Origin of the sequence: Leadbetterella sp. DM7, assembly GCF_040829825.2 — a bacterium.
GTDB lineage: Bacteria > Bacteroidota > Bacteroidia > Cytophagales > Spirosomataceae > Leadbetterella.
Window position 1 is genome coordinate 79,528 of sequence record NZ_JBFOLH020000015.1, and the last position, 16,661, is coordinate 96,188.

Annotated in this window: 15 protein-coding genes; 6 read left to right on the forward strand and 9 right to left on the reverse strand. The window is 50.3% G+C overall.

Annotation, left to right across the window (positions count from 1 at the left end; genetic code table 11):
* Positions 1-190: 190 nt before the first annotated feature.
* From AB2U10_RS15505 to AB2U10_RS15515, 3 genes are read right to left on the reverse strand one after another with little or no spacing between them, the layout of a single operon-like run.
* Positions 191-625, reverse strand: a complete 435-nt coding sequence (locus tag AB2U10_RS15505; protein ID WP_367915723.1) for a DUF3299 domain-containing protein — start codon at positions 623-625, stop codon at positions 191-193.
* A complete protein-coding gene (locus AB2U10_RS15510; protein ID WP_367915722.1) occupies positions 618-1,844 on the reverse strand; it encodes an ABC transporter permease in 1,227 nt (408 codons plus the stop codon). Before AB2U10_RS15510 ends, AB2U10_RS15505 begins: the two co-directional genes overlap by 8 nt.
* 2 nt (positions 1,845-1,846) lie before the next feature.
* A complete protein-coding gene (locus AB2U10_RS15515; protein ID WP_367915721.1) occupies positions 1,847-2,473 on the reverse strand; it encodes an ABC transporter ATP-binding protein in 627 nt (208 codons plus the stop codon).
* 130 nt (positions 2,474-2,603) lie between these two features.
* Here AB2U10_RS15515 and AB2U10_RS15520 point away from each other — a divergent pair, with 130 nt between their 5' ends.
* Positions 2,604-3,242: a peroxiredoxin gene (locus AB2U10_RS15520; RefSeq protein ID WP_367915720.1), complete on the forward strand. Its 639-nt coding sequence runs from the start codon at positions 2,604-2,606 to the stop codon at positions 3,240-3,242.
* A gap of 131 nt (positions 3,243-3,373) precedes the next feature.
* Entirely contained in the window at positions 3,374-4,210 is an 837-nt protein-coding gene (locus AB2U10_RS15525) for a CvfB family protein (protein ID WP_367915719.1), read from the forward strand.
* Positions 4,211-4,220: 10 nt separating this feature from the next.
* On the opposite strand, the gene AB2U10_RS15530 is transcribed toward AB2U10_RS15525, so the two are convergent.
* From AB2U10_RS15530 to AB2U10_RS15540, 3 genes are all read right to left on the reverse strand, one after another.
* Positions 4,221-5,417, reverse strand: a complete 1,197-nt coding sequence (locus AB2U10_RS15530; protein WP_367915718.1) for a DUF255 domain-containing protein — start codon at positions 5,415-5,417, stop codon at positions 4,221-4,223.
* Between the two features lie 4 nt (positions 5,418-5,421).
* Positions 5,422-6,669 carry a thioredoxin family protein gene (locus AB2U10_RS15535; RefSeq protein WP_367915717.1) on the reverse strand — a complete coding sequence of 416 codons (1,248 nt, stop codon included), beginning with the start codon at positions 6,667-6,669 and terminating at the stop codon, positions 5,422-5,424.
* 115 nt (positions 6,670-6,784) lie between these two features.
* A complete protein-coding gene (locus AB2U10_RS15540; protein WP_367915716.1) occupies positions 6,785-7,825 on the reverse strand; it encodes a thioredoxin family protein in 1,041 nt (346 codons plus the stop codon).
* 83 nt (positions 7,826-7,908) lie between these two features.
* On the opposite strand from AB2U10_RS15540, the gene AB2U10_RS15545 reads away from it, so the two are divergent.
* Positions 7,909-8,256 (forward strand): Spx/MgsR family RNA polymerase-binding regulatory protein, encoded by a 348-nt coding sequence (locus AB2U10_RS15545; RefSeq protein ID WP_367915715.1) that lies wholly within the window; start codon positions 7,909-7,911, stop codon positions 8,254-8,256.
* A gap of 28 nt (positions 8,257-8,284) precedes the next feature.
* Here the strand turns inward: AB2U10_RS15545 and AB2U10_RS15550 are convergent, their stop codons facing one another.
* A complete protein-coding gene (locus AB2U10_RS15550; RefSeq protein ID WP_367915714.1) occupies positions 8,285-9,799 on the reverse strand; it encodes a glycosyltransferase family 39 protein in 1,515 nt (504 codons plus the stop codon).
* A gap of 419 nt (positions 9,800-10,218) precedes the next feature.
* Between AB2U10_RS15550 and AB2U10_RS15555 the strand changes: the two genes are divergently transcribed.
* The 3 genes from AB2U10_RS15555 to AB2U10_RS15565 all read left to right on the forward strand — a co-directional run bounded on the left by AB2U10_RS15555 (position 10,219) and on the right by AB2U10_RS15565 (position 14,479).
* Positions 10,219-10,845 (forward strand): gluconate 2-dehydrogenase subunit 3 family protein, encoded by a 627-nt coding sequence (locus AB2U10_RS15555; RefSeq protein WP_367915713.1) that lies wholly within the window; start codon positions 10,219-10,221, stop codon positions 10,843-10,845.
* Positions 10,846-10,870: 25 nt separating this feature from the next.
* Positions 10,871-12,577: a GMC oxidoreductase gene (locus AB2U10_RS15560; RefSeq protein ID WP_367915712.1), complete on the forward strand. Its 1,707-nt coding sequence runs from the start codon at positions 10,871-10,873 to the stop codon at positions 12,575-12,577.
* A 246-nt stretch (positions 12,578-12,823) separates the two neighbouring features.
* Positions 12,824-14,479, forward strand: a complete 1,656-nt coding sequence (locus AB2U10_RS15565; RefSeq protein WP_367915711.1) for an FMN-binding glutamate synthase family protein — start codon at positions 12,824-12,826, stop codon at positions 14,477-14,479.
* Positions 14,480-14,598: 119 nt separating this feature from the next.
* Here the strand turns inward: AB2U10_RS15565 and rlmB are convergent, their stop codons facing one another.
* Positions 14,599-15,381: a 23S rRNA (guanosine(2251)-2'-O)-methyltransferase RlmB gene (gene rlmB / locus AB2U10_RS15570; RefSeq protein ID WP_367915710.1), complete on the reverse strand. Its 783-nt coding sequence runs from the start codon at positions 15,379-15,381 to the stop codon at positions 14,599-14,601.
* Positions 15,354-16,625, reverse strand: a complete 1,272-nt coding sequence (locus AB2U10_RS15575) for a GWxTD domain-containing protein (RefSeq protein ID WP_367915709.1) — start codon at positions 16,623-16,625, stop codon at positions 15,354-15,356. The genes rlmB and AB2U10_RS15575 overlap by 28 nt, the downstream gene beginning before the upstream one ends.
* Between the last annotated feature and the right edge of the window lie 36 nt (positions 16,626-16,661).

Genomic DNA, 16,661 nt, shown 5'->3' on the forward strand with positions numbered 1-16,661 from the left:
TACCTGTATTCTACAAATATTTGACCCCTTCGGGGTCACATCCTGTCGAATAAAAGTTCGCCATGTATATCCGAGCAAAAAGGCGACACCTACTTTCCACCCGGAACTCTCTACTCGGAACTCTCTACTTCCAACTTTCCACCCGGAACTCTCCACCCGGAACTTTCTACTTCCAACTTTCCACCCGGAATTAAAGCACCTCCGCCCCTTCCAATATATAATTCAGATCATTGATATCATCTACATTGAGACGCAGGATTCCCTTAATGGTTACCTTATCATCGGTATTAAATCTTTTGGTCACTTTCTTAAATTTGATCGAGACCACCGATTCCGGGCCTGCCCCGCCGCAGAAAAAACAGGAAGCAAACGGGTTAGAAGACAGAACATAATAGTTGGCATCCACATCTACAGGGATCATATAACCGCCCAGCTGCACCTCCTTCCCTTTCAATTCGAGCACTTTGGGTCCGAACTGCGGCTCCAGCAGGAACATGTTCTCGGTAGCATTCCATTTCTTTTTAAAGGTAACATCACTTAACTGTTCCCAGGTTATCTTAACGGGGTTAGCGGCAAACACTACGGCCGGCACGAATAACAGGGACAAAATCAGCTTTTTACTCATTTGCTAAAGTTTTTGAAATATTAATTTTATAAATTCCCGATGAAGGAATAACGGCTGCAACTATACCTATGCATAACGCTAATACGAGCAAATAAATTTCCTCTTTCTGGAGGAATTGCTGCTGCAGGCTATAATTATACCCTCTTTTCAGGGCACCTGAGGCCAGCCACAGGCCCGTTCTGCTGAAAAGTATACCCAATACATATCCTGACAATGCCAGGAAGATCCCTTCCAGCAGGAGCATGAAAAACAGCTTAATCCGTGTTCCACCCATAGAAAGCATCAGGGCCAGCTCGTATTTTCTTTCTTTAAGCGCATTGAAGAGGGTAATAAAAACACTCACCCCGCTGATGAGCATAATGGCAGCGGCCAGGGCCTTCACGGCATCCATTCCAATCCCCATCAGCTCAAAAAGCCGGTTGACTTCAATGGCCGGCAAAGCGGCCTGCATTTTGGTATTCTGGTTGATCAGCCGGGGCAGTGACATCATGCCCATGGGCGAACGGAACTTGACCAGGGCACAGGTGACCTCCGGCTCATGGCCAGCATCTTCTTCCCCGTGCTCATCATGCCCGTCTGGCTCCTCATGATCTCCGTGCTCCTCATGCCCGGCATGAACCTGCCATACACTTTCCAGGTTGCTTACCAGCAGGTTATCCAGCACCGAGTTGGTATAATCCAGGATACCCACCACGGTATAGCGCTGATCTTCATGCGTATGCCCTTCTTTATCGTACCCGTGCGAGCTGGCAAACGTGTCGTTCAGCTTCAGCTCCAGGTTACGCGCTACCGTGGCCCCCACAACTACTTCCATGGGTCGCTCAAAAACACGTCCCTGAGTCAGTTCGGCTTTAAAGTGCTGCAGGTATTTTTCATTGCTGCCCACAATCCGGTAGCCTTGGTAATTGTCGCCCATCGAAAGCGGGATCACCTCTTTCACCAGCGGGTTGGTACGGAGCATATCCAGCTCGCTAAGGGCGATATTCCCTGTGGGGGAATCAATCTGGTACACACCCGAAAGGATAAGCTGCAGGGGACTGCCCTTGGCGCCTACCACCATATCAACTCCCGAGATATTCTTGGCAAATTTATCCTGGAGCTGTTTCCCCACGGTAATAAGCAGGGAGATAATGCCAATACCGAAAGCCATGAGCAAAACGGCCAGGATACTGTTCAGCTTCTTATCAACTATATTTTTCCAGACTATTTTCAGCAGCATGATTACAAAGTAATTTGATTCGGAAACCGGGTTTTCAAACGTTGATCGTGGGTAACGATGACCAGTGCGGCCCCGTTTTCTTTGGCCTGCACCTCCAGCAAATCGGCCACCTTCCGGCAGTTCAGGTCGTCGAGTGCAGAAGTGGGCTCATCGGCCAGGATCAGGCTGGCCGAATTCATCAGCGCCCGGGCAATGCCTACCCGCTGCTGCTCGCCGCCGCTGAGCTCGGTGATTCTTTTGTGAAGCAGGGCCGAAAAGCCCAACGAGTCTGCCAGGTGGTCTACCCTCGCCTTATCGGGCGGGTTACCGGCAAAATAATTGGCCATTAAAAGGTTATCTTTGACATTCAGGGCATTGACGAAATAGGGTTTCTGGAATACCAGGCCGATATTCCGGGCACGAAAACCCGGAAGCGCACTTAACGGGAGGGTGGTGGTGCGGGTTCCGTTGATCTGCACCTCGCCTCTGGCAGGCATCAGCAGAAGAGCCATCAGGTTAAGGAAGGTGGTCTTCCCGGAACCCGAATTTCCCAATATCAGCAGGGTTTCTCCTGAAGCGCAGCGGACATCCGGAAAGTCAAAACGGGCGGATTCGCCGTAGTGGAACTCCAACGAACGGGTCTCAAGCATTAACGGTTAGTTTAAAAAGTAAAAATCGGAAATAATTTTATTTTTTCAGGGCTTTCTTAAAAATAATCGCGTTATTTGCATTAGTCTACCAAACTGGTAGTTTAATTGTTAAATCAAAATTTTCAACATTATGTCACTTAGACTTGGAGATACTGCACCTGACTTTACAGCGAATACCACTGACGGTCAGATCAGTTTTCACGAATGGCTCGGCGATTCCTGGGGATTGCTGTTTTCTCACCCTGCAGACTTCACACCTGTTTGTACGACAGAGCTGGGAATGACGGCTCTGTTGAAAGACGATTTTGCCAAGCGGGGCGTAAAAATAATCGCCGTTTCAGTGGATGACCTGGATTCTCACCGTCGCTGGATCCCGGATATCGAAGAAGTTAACAACGTTAAATTCAATTTTCCTATTATTGCCGACGAGGGACGCAAGGTAGCCGAACTCTACGATATGATTCACCCGAACGCTTCAGAAAAAGCCACAGTGAGATCGGTATTTATTATCGGGCCCGATAAGAAGATCAAGCTGACCTTAACCTATCCTGCCTCTACCGGCCGGAATTTCCAGGAGATTCTCCGGGTAGTAGACTCCATCCAGCTGACCTCCAATTATTCGGTAGCTACACCGGCTGACTGGAAACAGGGAGAAGACACGATCGTATCTCCGTCTATCTCTACGGAAGATGCCATCAAGAAATTCCCGAAAGGCGTGAAAGAGGTGAAGCCGTATCTGCGTTATACACCGCAACCGAACGTGGATTAAGTTAAAAGCTAAAAACTAAAAGTTAAAAGTTAAAAGTTAATGTACAATTGTTCCGCAACTTTTAACTTTTAACTTTTAGTTTTTAACTACTATCTGCTCTCCCGTTGTATCTTTACATCCAAAACAAGCGTATGGAAGTAGGCAAATACAACACACTCCAGGTCTTACGGGCCACCAGCGTAGGACTTTACCTGGGCGATGCAGAAGGCAATGACGTACTTCTTCCTCACAAATACATTCCTGAGAACATAGAAATGGGCGGTGAAATTGAGGTATTCATTTACCGCGACTCAGAAGACCGCCTGATTGCTACCACCCTTACCCCGGCTATCCTGCTCAACCAGTTTGCTATCCTCGAAGTAGTGGCGGTATCGCCTATTGGTGCCTTCCTGGACTGGGGCCTGGAAAAAGACCTGTTCGTGCCCTTTAAAGAGCAAAACCATAAGCTTCAGAACGGGCAATGGGTACCGGTTTACCTCTATCTTGACGAAGAGACCGACCGCCTGGTGGCCTCCGCCAAAATCAATAAATTCTTTCAGAATAACGACACCATCGAGCTGGAAGAAAACCAGAAGGCAGACATCCTGGTCTATGAAAAAACAGACCTGGGGTACAATGTCATCATCAATAACCGCTACAAAGGCCTGGTCTATGAAAATGAGATCTTCCGCCGGCTGGCCTGGGGCGATCAAACCACGGGTTACATAAAAAATATCCGGGAAGACGGCAAGATCGATGTTTCTCTTCAGCCCCTGGGTTTCCTGAATGCACGCGATGAAAACGCCCGTGTAATTATGGAAAAGCTGGAAAGCAACGGCGGCATACTTCACCTGAGCGATGCCTCAGACCCCATAGATATACAGGATCAGCTGGGTATGAGTAAAAAAGCTTTTAAAAAGGCCATAGGCGGACTATACCGCGAAGGCCTCATCACGCTCTCCGACGCCTCTGTTCAAAAGGCGCACTAAGCGTACATGCTTAACGGCCATTGACCAGCACTTCAAACCGGTCTGTGCTAATCTGGGCCAGGCGGGCCAGCCTCAGCGCTTCGGTGGCATTTTTCCCGGCTTCTGCTATATCACCGGCCCGTTTATTTAAACGGCTCAGCTCATAGTGATATTCGGCCAGGTAGGCATTGTCTTTCAGCAGGGGCCGGGCTGTGTTCAGCCAACCGGTAGCCGATGCAATGTACCCCGTATCCGGGAAATTATCGTTAAAAATATGGGTGACATAGATCAGTGATGGTCCGCTGTCGCGGAAAAACCCGGCGGCCTTTTCCCCGGCAGCCAGTGCCTCGGCCTTTTTCCCCTCGCGCAGGTAAGCCAGCGCGCTGTGCTCCCAGAGAAACGTATCCACATACTGCCCTGCTCCTATCTTTTCCATATAGCCTTTCAGAAGATTCACCTGCGCCACGCTGTATTTTTTACTGGCCGGGCTGAAAACCGTACGCTGCACGATCAGTCCCAGCGCATTCATTTCATAGCCGGGATGTCCGCCCGCTTTTTCCAGCTCTGCCGCACGGGGCACATGCTCGATCCAGTACCTGAAAAACCCGTTATCCGTATCGGTCACTACCCGTTTGGTAAGCGACCAGCTCAGGCTACTGCCCAGGTCTTCTTTCGGGAACAGTTCGTAAAGGGTGTCTGCTACCTTGTGGTTATACAGCGTGTCCATACTTACACGGGTATAGGCCCCAAATTTCACCAGGAAAGCCATATCACGGTACCCCTGGTCAAACCGGGTTCTGTAATTAGAGCTCCATTGTGCAGGATCCAGGGCTTCTTCAGCCACCTCCAGCACAGAAGCCGGTGTAGGGTTGGCTTCCCCGTGATGCACCAGCCGGCCGTCTCCGTCAAAAAAGAGGAACTGCGGGAAGCTCGGGATCTCGATCTTCCGGTCGTCCAGGAACTTGCGGGCCCCTTCCACGCTAAGGTCCATCTTGTAATTCACAAACCCCGTATTGAATTTCCGTGCTACTTCCTTATCGGAAAAATTGGGTTCCATAGCCTGGCAGGCCGGACAGGTAGGCAGGTAAGCTTCCACAAAAAGCAGCTTCCCGGAGGCCTTCGCTTTGTCAAGCGCCTGCTGTACGTTGGGTTCCCATTGCACTTTTTCCTGGGCCGGCGCCGGGAAAATGCTAATTATCGAAATAATCAGAAAAAGTGTTATACGCATATATCTACTTCACTGAGTTCACCAGGTCATTAAATTTCTTCAGGTCGGCACCGGCAGAGCCTGCCAGCTTTAATGCCTCGCCGGCATGCTGGGCGGCAGCGGCCCTGTCTCCGCCTTTCAGGCTCAGGCGGGCCAGCTCATAATGGTATTCGGCTTTCTGGTTAGGCTCGGTCACCAGGGGGCCGGCGGTGTTCAGCCATTCACGGGCTACAGGCAGGAAGCTGTTATCCGGGAAATTATCGTTAAACACCCTTGTAATGTACACCAGTGAAGGGCCGCTGCTTGCAAACTTCGCTGCCATATTGCGGCCTATGGCCAGGGCGGCTGCGGGTTTTCCTTCGCGCAGGTTAGCCAGGGCTTCCTGTTCCCAAACATAGGTATCGGCGTATTCTCCGCCCCCTACTTTCCGGATATACTCTTTTACCTGCGCCAGCTTCTGCGTACCGTAGGTCTTACTGTCTTTGGCCACCGAGGTTTGCACAATAATGCCGAGGGTATTAAGCTCCTGGCCGGCATGGCCCACTTTTTTCTCCAGTTCAGCGGCCTGCGGGATATGGTTGATCCAATATTTAAAGAAGCCGTTGTCAACGCTGGTCACCACTTTTTTGGTGGCCGCCCAGCTGGTTTCACTGCTTATCTGGTCTTTCGGGAACACTTCGAATAAGGCATCGGCCACTTTACGGTTGGCTGTCGTATCTTTTGTGAGACGGGTATATACCCCGTATTTCACCAGGAAATCAAAGTCCCTGTCTCCTTTATCAAAACGGGCTTTGTAATTTCCCGTACGGCTTTCCGGCGTTCTGGCATCGGTAGCTACGGCCAGGAGAGACGCCGAATTGGCCGTTACCTCGCCCTGGTGCACCAGGTGACCGTCACCGTCAAAGAACAGGAACTGCGGAAAGCTGGGCAGCCAGATGTTCCTGTCGTCAAGGAACTTCACCTGCTCTGCCACGCCCACATCAAGCTTATAGTTTACAAAATCGGTATTGTAGCGCTCTGCCACCTCCGGGTCACTGAAAAACGGTTCAATAGACTGGCATACGGGGCAGGTGGGCGAATAGCACTCCACAAACAGGAGCTTGCCGGTGGCTTTGGCCTTGGCCAGCGCTTCGGTGATGTCAGGCACCCAGGTGACATGAGTTTTATCTATTACGGTTTCTTCAACCTGCTCCTGCTTCGATTCCGAACGGCAGGAAGTAAAAAAAAGGGCGCATAAAAATGCGGGTAGTAAGTAAGCGGTTTTGAATTTCATATGTTTAAAAACAATCAGCGCCAGGCCTGTTCTGTTTGCTGTAACGGGGCTTCCGGCTGTTTAGGTTAAATACTCTTTATAGTAGTAGAACACCGGAAAAAGCCCGAATGTTACTTCATTTCTTAATTTCTTTCTCCGGCAAATGCCGTGCCGATTCCCGCCAGGCTGAAACGGCCTGGCTGCAGGCCTTTTCTTTGCAGCTTTTCTCCAGGGTGTCGGCCAGGTAGGTCAGGCCCGGGGCATCGTCGCGAAAAAACCCGGCCATCTGCTCCCCAGTGCTTACGGCAGCCGCCGTGTTTCCTTCCCGCAGGTGGGCCAGCATTTCCTTTTCCCAGGTCAGCCCCCGGGTTTCTTTTTCGCCGAGCACGGGGGTAAACTTTTCCCGCAGTGTCTTCCATTGTGCTGCGCTGAAGGTACCGGCTTCCCGGCTGAACAGGGTTCCGTAAAGCAGGCGGGAGAATGCATTTTCCACATTTCCATGGGCCGATGCCGCCTCATAGGCCGTTGCCTGCGGCACATTACCGAGCCAGTAATCGGCAAACCCGTTCCGGGCATCGGTCAGGGCTTTTTTCAGGATGATCCAGGAAGTTTCAGAATTACGCTTTTCTGCAGGAAATACCTCCCACAAAGCGTCTACTACCTTCCTGTTGGTCACGGTATCCTGCTTCACCCGGGTAAACAGGGCGTAATGGGTCAGGAAATTTTCACTCCGTTCGCCGGCCTCGAAACGGCGGGCATAATTTTCACCGGTGTAGGTCTTTTCTATTACCATTTTACCCGGTTGCAGCACCGAGCTGAGCGTAGCCGAGACCTCACGGGCATGCACCAGGGTGGAATCTCCCCTGAAAAAGAGGAAATACGGTATACCGTACACATCCAGCCCTGCTGATTTCACAAATGCCACGGCCTCTTCCGTTTCCACATTCAGCTGGTAATTGATAAACGCCGAATTGTACAGGTCGGCTACAGCCTTTTCTTTAAAAAACGGGGCTACACGCTGGCAATAAGGGCAGGTGGGTGAATAAAACTCTACAAACAGCACCTTATCCTGCCTGCGGGCCTCCGCAAAAGCCCCGGCAAGGCTGCGCTGCCATTTTACCTCCTGGGCATGGGCGAAAAACGGGAGAAAAAGAAAGAGACAGAGCGTGTATTTCATAGGCATATCTGATATAGTATTAACGTTTCACGGGCAGAACTAATTTCAGGATCCTCCCGTTAATTGTATATAACATTTACTTTATGGTTACATTGTACGGAATCCCTAACTGCGACACCGTAAAAAAAACGCTCACTTATTTTAAGGAAAAGAACATACCGGTTTCTTTCCATAATTTTAAAACGGAAGGAATTTCAGCAGAAAAGCTGGAAGAATGGTTCTCTGCCGCAAGTATTAACAAAGTAGTTAACAAAGCCAGCAGCACGTATAAGGGCCTTGACGAGGCGGCCCGTAAAGCGCTTGAAGAGCCGCATTCGGCTATCCCGGTGATACAGGAGCATACCTCCGTAATCAAACGCCCGATAGTGGAAGCCCGGGGGAAAACCCTGGTGGGCTTTAAGAAGGATGAGTACGATGAGATCTTCGGGTAATAGTCCATGAAGGGTACCCATCATTCAATTACCATTTCTCGCTCTTAATTTCCTCCCGTATCCTGTCGTTGACAGAGATTCGGGCATTCTTAAAAACAAAGATGTCGGTTTTGTATTCCCGGGCAAACACATTGTTTACTGAGTCAGCCAGCACGCCGCTTTCAAATAACGGGCCGGTTTCCTGCATCTCTTCAACGCGGTTTCCGGCACTCTTCACCCTGATCAGGTGCCGGTAAGGTTTAGAGAGGTCAAACCATCCTATATAATCGTCGTGAAAGGAGTTGGCCCGGAGCCGGCCACGGGTATAGTAGTTGATGGCACCGGCCTGTCCGTAATTATCGCACAGGATCAGCACCTGGTCTTTGTCCGGCAGGGCATTGTATATCTTCTCCGTTTTCTCTGCCAGCTCTTTCCACCCGATCATATCGGCGAAATCCTGCGAGAGGGGATATTCTTTTCCGTCCTCCCACCGGTGCATACCCAGTGCGGGACGGGCTTTCGCAAATTCCACAAACTCTTCAGGCGTTCTGACCGGGAATTCAATGCGCACAATCAGCAGGATGAAAAGCACGGGCAGGCCGGCTACCAGCGGCCGCAGGTACCTTTTGCGGCCCGATTGAAGCGCCCGCTCCAGGTACACCGCTCCCCAGGCCATGTAAACGGGGTAAAGGCCCAGGGCATAATACGATTTGGCCTTAAAATACGTAAAAATACCCAGGGTAAAGATAAGGCTCCATGCCATAAACCGGTACGCTGAAAACGGCCGGTAAAACAGCAATGCATACACAGAAGCAATTGCCACCGGTAATGCCCCGATAACATACAGCAGCTGATCTTTCAGGAAACCTGTTCTGCTGATGTGCGCCAGGTGGTATTTCTGCAGAAGCTTCATATGGTGAAGTACCGGGAAATGGTGGGTGTACTGCCACAGGAGATTGGGCAATATGAGCAGGAAAGCCAGCAGGACGGCACCGTAAAACTCTTTTTTCAGCACTAGTGTACGGTGCGGGCTCAGCAGCAGCGCCGGCAAAAGCCCGGCCAGCAAAAACAGGATATTGTACTTGTTCAGGAAACCCAGGGCAAAGGTCAGGGCCAGCGCATACAGCCATTTTGCTTGGCGGGTGTTCAGGTATTTTACCAGGAAATAGTATACGCCCGTCCAGGCCAGCACATCAAAAGAATTAGGTTGAAACAGGCTGTTAAGTCGTAAAAGGGGAGAAAACAAAACACACAGGGCGGCCAGGATCTTGGCATACCGGTTTCCTTTCAGCTCAGCGGTGAGCTTCCAGACCAGCATCATGGTGAGCGCACCGAAAAGCGCCGGGAAAAAGTGAATCCAGAATTCCGAGTTACCCAGCATGCTGATCAGCCGGGAGATCCAGGAGGTAAAAGGGGGAATTGAGAGATATCCCCAGGCCGGATGGTTGGCCTGGTCCAGGTGCAGGAATTCATCGCGGTGCAGCTCGTATACCTCCCTGACCAGGAAATATTGCAGGAGGAATTTCAGGAGCACCAGTGTGCCGGGTATAAGTTTTCGGTTCATCGTCTAAAAAATCCCGGCCGCCGGGCAGGGAGTTCCGTTTCCATGCCGGCCACCGTTCCGGTAAAAGTAAATATTCTGCTTCCGGGTGCTGAGCAGAAATACACAAACGGTAAAATAAAATTTTAAAGGTTATACAGATCACCCGCCAGGACATGAACATTTTGAGCTCCAAAGGCATCACATCCGACAAAAATTTAACTACGCTCTAAAAACATTATATAGCATTTAATAGACTTATTGGTCTACTGAATATTTTATCTTATCTCCACAAACCGATTTCATTTCAGGCCGATATTATTTATACATATTCTATATAGAGGTGTTTGAGGAAGAAATTACCCTAATAATTCATGGAAAATTGACATCCTTCGTTACTTTTAGACTTGTTTTTACATCAACCATAACATTTGTATTAATACGTGAAAAGAAGATTAGCCTTACAGAGAGTAGCTCTCATGGTGGGTGGCGCAGTGACCGCACCCAGTTTAGCTGCCATTCTCAACAGTTGTAAGTCTCCCTCTGATTCTGCGGCCTCCGGGTTTAGTCTGGATACGGATCAACGTTCACTCCTTGCTGAAATTGCAGAGGTGATCATTCCTAAAACCGACACTCCGGGCGCTAAAGACACAGGGACACCGGAAGTGATTGAAATACTTCTGAAAGACTGTTACAGTGAAGAACAGCAAAAGCATTTTGTAGCGGGTCTGAAAGATCTGGAAGCAGAGTCCAAAAAACTGGGCGGAAGCTTTGTATCCCTCGATGAAGCCAATAAGCTGGCGGTAGTGCATACCATGCGCGACAAGGCCCGGGCTGAAAAGGAAGATGCCGAAAAGGTAAAAATTGTGGATGCGGAAACAGGTAAAGAAAAAGAGGATGTAACCAAAAAAGAACCTCTTATTCCTTTCTTTACCCTGGTTCGCGACCTTACCATATTCGGGTACTACTCATCAGAGTATGGTGTTACCAAGGCGTTCGACTACAGCCCGGTTCCGGGCAGGTTTGACCCCTGCATGAAGGTTACCCCGGATCAAAGAGCTTATTCATAAACCCGTTTTCAACCATCGTTTAACAATGAATATTCAAGGAAAAGGAAAAGAATCCGTAACATACGACGCCATTGTAGTAGGCTCAGGTATTTCCGGAGGATGGGCAGCAAAAGAATTAACTGAAAAAGGCCTGAAAGTCCTCATGATTGAAAGAGGACGTGAATTAAAACATATAGAAGGGTATGACACCGCCATGAAGGAGTCGTTCGACTTCCCGCACCGGAACCGTCTGACCGAACAGATGAAGAAAGATTACTGGGCGGGTATCCGGACCGGTTATACCATTACCGAAGCTACCAAAGACCTTTTTGTAAAGGATAGTGAAGATCCTTACGAAGAAACCCAGCGCTTTGACTGGATGCGGGCATACCATACCGGTGGCAAGTCGCTGCACTGGGGTCGCCAGACCTACCGGTGGAACGAAAGAGACTTCACGGCCAATGGCGAAGAAGGAGTAGGTGTTGACTGGCCTATCCGTTACAAAGATATCGAGCCCTGGTACAGCTACGTAGAAAAATTTGCGGGTATCTCCGGCGAAAAGCGCGGCCTGGATGTGCTGCCTGACAGCCATTTCCAGCCGGCCATGGAGCTGAACTGCGTAGAACGCGAGGTGAGAAAAGGCATTGAAAGCAAATTCAAAGGCCGTTACCTGACCATCGGTCGTGTGGCACACCTCACCAACCCTACCGAAGAGCAGCTGGCCCTGGGTAGAACCAGCTGCCAGTACCGTAACAAATGTATCAAAGGGTGTCCTTACGGCGCTTATTTCAGCACACAGGCGGCTACCCTGCCGGCGGCGGAAAAAACCAACAACCTGACGCTGGTCAACGACAAGATCGTTTACGAAGTGATCTTTGACGATGAGAAGAAAAAAGCAATTGGTGTAAGAACCATTGACCGGAACACCAAGAAAACCGAAGAATTCTACAGCAAGGTGATCTTCCTGAATGCCGGTGCCATGGGTACGGCCTGGATCCTGATGCAGTCGAAATCAAAAACCCACCCTAACGGACTGGGAAATGAGTCAGACCAGCTGGGAAGAAACATCATGGACCACCACCTGGGCGTAGGCGCATCAGGATCATGGGAAGGCTTTGAAGATATGTATTTTTATGGAAAACGCCCTAACGGGGTGTATATTCCGAGGTTTGCCAACTGGGGATCGGATAAGCGCGACTTCCTGCGCGGATTTGGCTACCAGGGCGGTGGCAGCCGGGGCAACAAAGGTGCCGGCGACCTGATCGGTGCCGAACTGAAAGCCACTTACACACACCTGGGTGGCTGGGGCTTCGGCATAGGCGGTTTCGGTGAAACCCTGCCTGACCCGAGAAACCGTTTCACCCTGTCGCAAAACAAAGACCAGTGGGGACTTCCCATTATTAACTTTGATGCAGCCTGGCGTGAAAATGAAATGAAAATGCGGGTAGCCATGGAAAGCGAGGCTGCGAACATGCTGGAAGCCGCAGGGCTGAAGAATGTTCGTTCGTATAACGACAAAGAAAAAGCACCGGGTATCGGTATCCACGAAATGGGTACTGCGCGGATGGGTCGTGATCCCAAGACCTCTGTGCTGAACGGGAACAACCAGGTTTGGGGAGCTGAAAACGTGTACGTCACTGACGGTGCCTGTATGGTTTCTTCTTCCTGCGTTAACCCCTCACTCACTTATATGGCGCTGACGGCCAGAGCAGCTGACCACGCCGTAAATGAGTTGAAGAAGCAGAACATCTAATGCGTTTTTGTTTTTTAACCGGGATGGCCGATGTTTTTCGGTTGTCCCGGTTTTTTTATTCCTTCCCGCGTAAAAACAAAATAAAATCCTCCGTTACCGTCAGGTCGCGATCAAATAAATTCCCCGCATCGAAAAATACCAATTTTTCTTCCATCCGTCCTATTTTATATTTATTCTGAATAACAATAAGTCATTTTTTTTATTTCCCAAATCGCTGTAGCTTGCATCCAAATTGACCTGTTTACAATGCGTAAGACGTTTGTTATTTTCTCAACGGCCCTGATTATTTTCCTGCTGCTGTTGTCGGTTTACATGAACCCTAACTGGTATGTGGTGTTAGGAACGGTGGTATTTTTCACGGGAATGGGGTACTACGATATGGTACAGACCCGGCATTCCATTATGCGGATCTACCCCGTATTCGGGCGTCTCCGGTTTTTTATGGAAGAGATGCGCCCTAAAATTTACCAGTATTTTATTGAATCGGATATTGATGGCCGGCCCCTGAACCGGGTAGACCGCTCTACGGTTTACCAGCGGGCCAAGAAGGAAAACGACACCATGCCTTTCGGAACCCAGCTGGATGTGTATTCAGAAGGATACGAATGGCTGGCCCACTCTATGGCGCCCAAAGATTTCCATAAAATGGATCATAACCTGAGAATAAAAGTGGGCAATAAAGACTGTACCCAACCCTACTCGTGCAGCATTCTCAATATATCAGCCATGAGCTTCGGCTCGCTGAGCAGCAATGCCGTAGAGGCCATGAACGGCGGGGCCAAACTGGGCGGATTTGCGCACAATACCGGCGAGGGCGGGGTAAGCGAATACCACCTGAAGCACGGCGGCGATGTGGTCTGGCAGATCGGTACCGGTTATTTCGGTTGCCGGGCGGCTGACGGCGGTTTTGACCCCGTACAGTTTGAGGAAAGGGCGCAGCATCCGAATATCAAAATGATCGAGATCAAGATCTCCCAGGGGGCCAAACCCGGTCACGGCGGTATCCTCCCGGCTTCCAAAAACACCCCGGAGATAGCCCGTGCACGGAATATCGAGCCGTATACGCTGGTGGCTTCGCCTCCGTTCCATAAAGCGTTTGACTCGCCGCTGGGCCTGATTGATTTCATTACCCAGTGCCGCCGGCTTTCGGGCGGGAAACCGGTAGGCTTCAAGCTTTGCATAGGCCATAAAAGCGAGTTTATCAGCATCTGCAAAGCCATGATCGAAACCGATACCTACCCCGACTTCATCACGGTAGACGGAGCAGAGGGCGGTACCGGTGCCGCACCGCAGGAGTTTTCCAACTATGTGGGGGCGCCGCTGCTCGACGGCCTGGATTTCGTGGTGAACGTACTGCGCGGGCTCGATATCAAAAAACACATCAAGGTATTTGCTTCCGGGAAGATCACCTCGGGCTTCCATATTGTACGTGCGCTGGCGCTGGGTGCAGATGCCTGTTATTCAGCCAGGGCCATGATGCTGGCCGTGGGCTGTATCCAGGCTTTGCAGTGCAATACCAACAAATGCCCGGTGGGCGTGGCTACCCAGGACCCCGCCCTGACCGTAGGCCTGGTAGTAGAAGACAAGAAAACACGGGTGGCCAATTACCACAACAATACCGTAAAAAGCGTAGTGGAACTCATAGGTGCCACCGGCCTCGACGACATCAAAAACCTGTCGCGCAGCCATATTTACCGGCGCATCTCGTTCAGCCAGATGCTCAGCTACGAGGAGATCTTCCCTACCACGCCTATCGGCGCCTACCTGAAAGAGGAGACCATCACCAAAAAATACCAGGATGACTTCCGTAACGCCAGCGTCAATCACTGGGGCGTATTTAACGTGGCTACGATTGGCAGTGTGGCAGAGGAGCGGATTGTGGCAAAAGCCAACAGGTCATAACAACGAGCAAACGCTCAGGATCCCCACAGGTTTTCATCTGTGAGGATCCTGAGAAGGCTCGTCAGAGAATTCTCACACATGCACGATATTGAAGTCAGGCCCGGCTCCCGGCTACACTTTCAGCTCCTTTGCCGCACCGCCTCAAAAAGGATCACTCCGGCTGCTACTGACACATTCAAGGACTCCACCTTGCCTTTCAGCGGAATCTGGGCCTTGTAATCAGACTCTCCAATGAGCGAATCGGTGATCCCGTCTTCTTCCGAGCCCATAATGATAGCGGTAGGAAGGGTAAAATCCACGTCATACACCACGTCATTCCCCTTTTCTGTACAGGACACCACCTGGAAGCCTGAATTTTTGAGGTATTTCACCGTATTCATCAGGTCGCTTTCGCGGCATACGGGAATAAAGCTCAGAGCGCCCGAAGAAGTCTTCATGGCATCGCCGTTGATCTGGGCAGCACCACGCGCAGGCAGCACCACAGCGTGCACCCCGCTGCATTCTGCCGAGCGGCAGATAGCACCAAAGTTCCGCACATCTGTGATACGGTCGAGGATCAACACCAGCGGGGTTTCTCCCGATTCAAAAACAGAGGTTACCACATTGGAAAGCTGGGCAAAATTAACCGAAGACACAAATGCAATGGCGCCCTGGTGGTTTTTCATGGTCACCCGGTTCAGCCGTTCCTGGGGGACCTTCTGTACGGGTATTCCCCTGTTGCGGGCCAGGGTTTCTATTTCTTCCACGTGCTTCATATCTTTCAGAAGCAGTATCTTGTCTATTTCCTTCTCACTTTTCAGCGTTTCGACTACCGAATTAATACCAAAAATGAAATCGGCTTTATTGGGCCGGTTTACGGGCTTATGAAATTTCTTTACTCCGCTGCTTTTCCTGTTCTCCATGATTCTACATAAGGGTACCAGAACGCACTATACTCCGGATACCTCACCAGCTCATAATTTTGTTCTGAAAATACGTTTGGTTTTTTATAAAATGTATAAATGATTTCCGAGGTGTTCCGGTTCTGGGAGTAGAGCCACACTTCACGGGTACGGTTACGCTGCACACGGGCCGGCGGCCCCATGATGATGTACACCATGCCCTTATCGGTTTTCCAGCCCTCTTTATAGGTAGTAAAGAAATCGTTGGCCTCTTCCACCCGCTTATAATAGCTCCTGATGATCCTGCGGGCCAGGTTCTGATCGCCCCGGGCCAGGTTCAGGAAGTACATGTCCATGGCGTCTTTCCCGTTTTCATATACGCCTGAATTCTCCATCTCCTTCGAGGTGCTCATATACACCAGGGCCTCTTTCAGGGTTTCGGGGCGGGTGTCGCGCGGGTACCGTTTATCTACCACCAGGAAACCGTAGCCATCCTTCACCTCGTCGGGGTTCTGGGTCAGCACGTACATCCCGGTTTCTGTAAGGGTCAGGGTCTCCCGGTCTTTGATCTCCAGGGTTTCTGCTATTTCAAATTCGCTTTCTGCCGTTCTTTTGGTGCCTGACATGGGCGATAGCGCCGGTTTTGTGTTGTTCCGGTACCGAATCAGGAAGAGCGGTTCGGAAGACGGCTTCACCGACTTGATCACAAAGCGCTGTCCGCTGTACACATAAGGCTGAAAATCGGGGATATCGTCAGATGCTTTTTTATATATCTCGTACCGGGTATTGCTTCGCTTCGCCGTGAAATCTATGGCCATGTCATACGAAAACTTCGTTCCTGAAGCCGGGTGCACAAACTCTACGAGGAGAATTCCTCCCGGTTGCTCTTTTACCCGCGGAATATCAAAGGTAAGCAGGCAGGTATCACCCTGGGTACGTGCAAATTCAGGCGTGAAGGCCAGCTTACCCGCGCTGATCTTCTCGCGGATACCGAAATCGGTCTGGAGGGTCCATTGTACCCGGAAGCTCTCGTTTAGCTTTTCCAGCGACATCTTCTCTCCCAGCAGCGTGATATGGGTTTTTATAAATACCCGGGCAGAAACCGAATCGATGAAATTGTATTTCCCCACCACCGAATTCACCGTAGGCTTATCTACGCTCCGGGGTGTTTCTTCTTTCATGACGGTCTCTGCCGGCTTCTTCTCCCGTACCTTACAGGCTGAAAAAGCCAGCACTAACACCAAAAACAGTATTCCTCTCTTCATCAAAAAAGTTCTGATGTCTTAAAAACGACTTATTCT

Bases quoted from the DNA above. Each gene is read 5' to 3' on its own strand.
- AB2U10_RS15505 (WP_367915723.1), bottom strand. From the start codon at position 625: ATGAGTAAAAAGCTGATTTTGTCCCTGTTATTCGTGCCGGCCGTAGTG.
- AB2U10_RS15510 (WP_367915722.1), bottom strand. From the start codon at position 1,844: ATGCTGCTGAAAATAGTCTGGAAAAATATAGTTGATAAGAAGCTGAAC.
- AB2U10_RS15515 (WP_367915721.1), bottom strand. From the start codon at position 2,473: ATGCTTGAGACCCGTTCGTTGGAGTTCCACTACGGCGAATCCGCCCGT.
- AB2U10_RS15520 (WP_367915720.1), top strand. From the start codon at position 2,604: ATGTCACTTAGACTTGGAGATACTGCACCTGACTTTACAGCGAATACC.
- AB2U10_RS15525 (WP_367915719.1), top strand. From the start codon at position 3,374: ATGGAAGTAGGCAAATACAACACACTCCAGGTCTTACGGGCCACCAGC.
- AB2U10_RS15530 (WP_367915718.1), bottom strand. From the start codon at position 5,417: ATGCGTATAACACTTTTTCTGATTATTTCGATAATTAGCATTTTCCCG.
- AB2U10_RS15535 (WP_367915717.1), bottom strand. From the start codon at position 6,669: ATGAAATTCAAAACCGCTTACTTACTACCCGCATTTTTATGCGCCCTT.
- AB2U10_RS15540 (WP_367915716.1), bottom strand. From the start codon at position 7,825: ATGAAATACACGCTCTGTCTCTTTCTTTTTCTCCCGTTTTTCGCCCAT.
- AB2U10_RS15545 (WP_367915715.1), top strand. From the start codon at position 7,909: ATGGTTACATTGTACGGAATCCCTAACTGCGACACCGTAAAAAAAACG.
- AB2U10_RS15550 (WP_367915714.1), bottom strand. From the start codon at position 9,799: ATGAACCGAAAACTTATACCCGGCACACTGGTGCTCCTGAAATTCCTC.
- AB2U10_RS15560 (WP_367915712.1), top strand. From the start codon at position 10,871: ATGAATATTCAAGGAAAAGGAAAAGAATCCGTAACATACGACGCCATT.
- AB2U10_RS15565 (WP_367915711.1), top strand. From the start codon at position 12,824: ATGCGTAAGACGTTTGTTATTTTCTCAACGGCCCTGATTATTTTCCTG.
- rlmB (WP_367915710.1), bottom strand. From the start codon at position 15,381: ATGGAGAACAGGAAAAGCAGCGGAGTAAAGAAATTTCATAAGCCCGTA.
- AB2U10_RS15575 (WP_367915709.1), bottom strand. From the start codon at position 16,625: ATGAAGAGAGGAATACTGTTTTTGGTGTTAGTGCTGGCTTTTTCAGCC.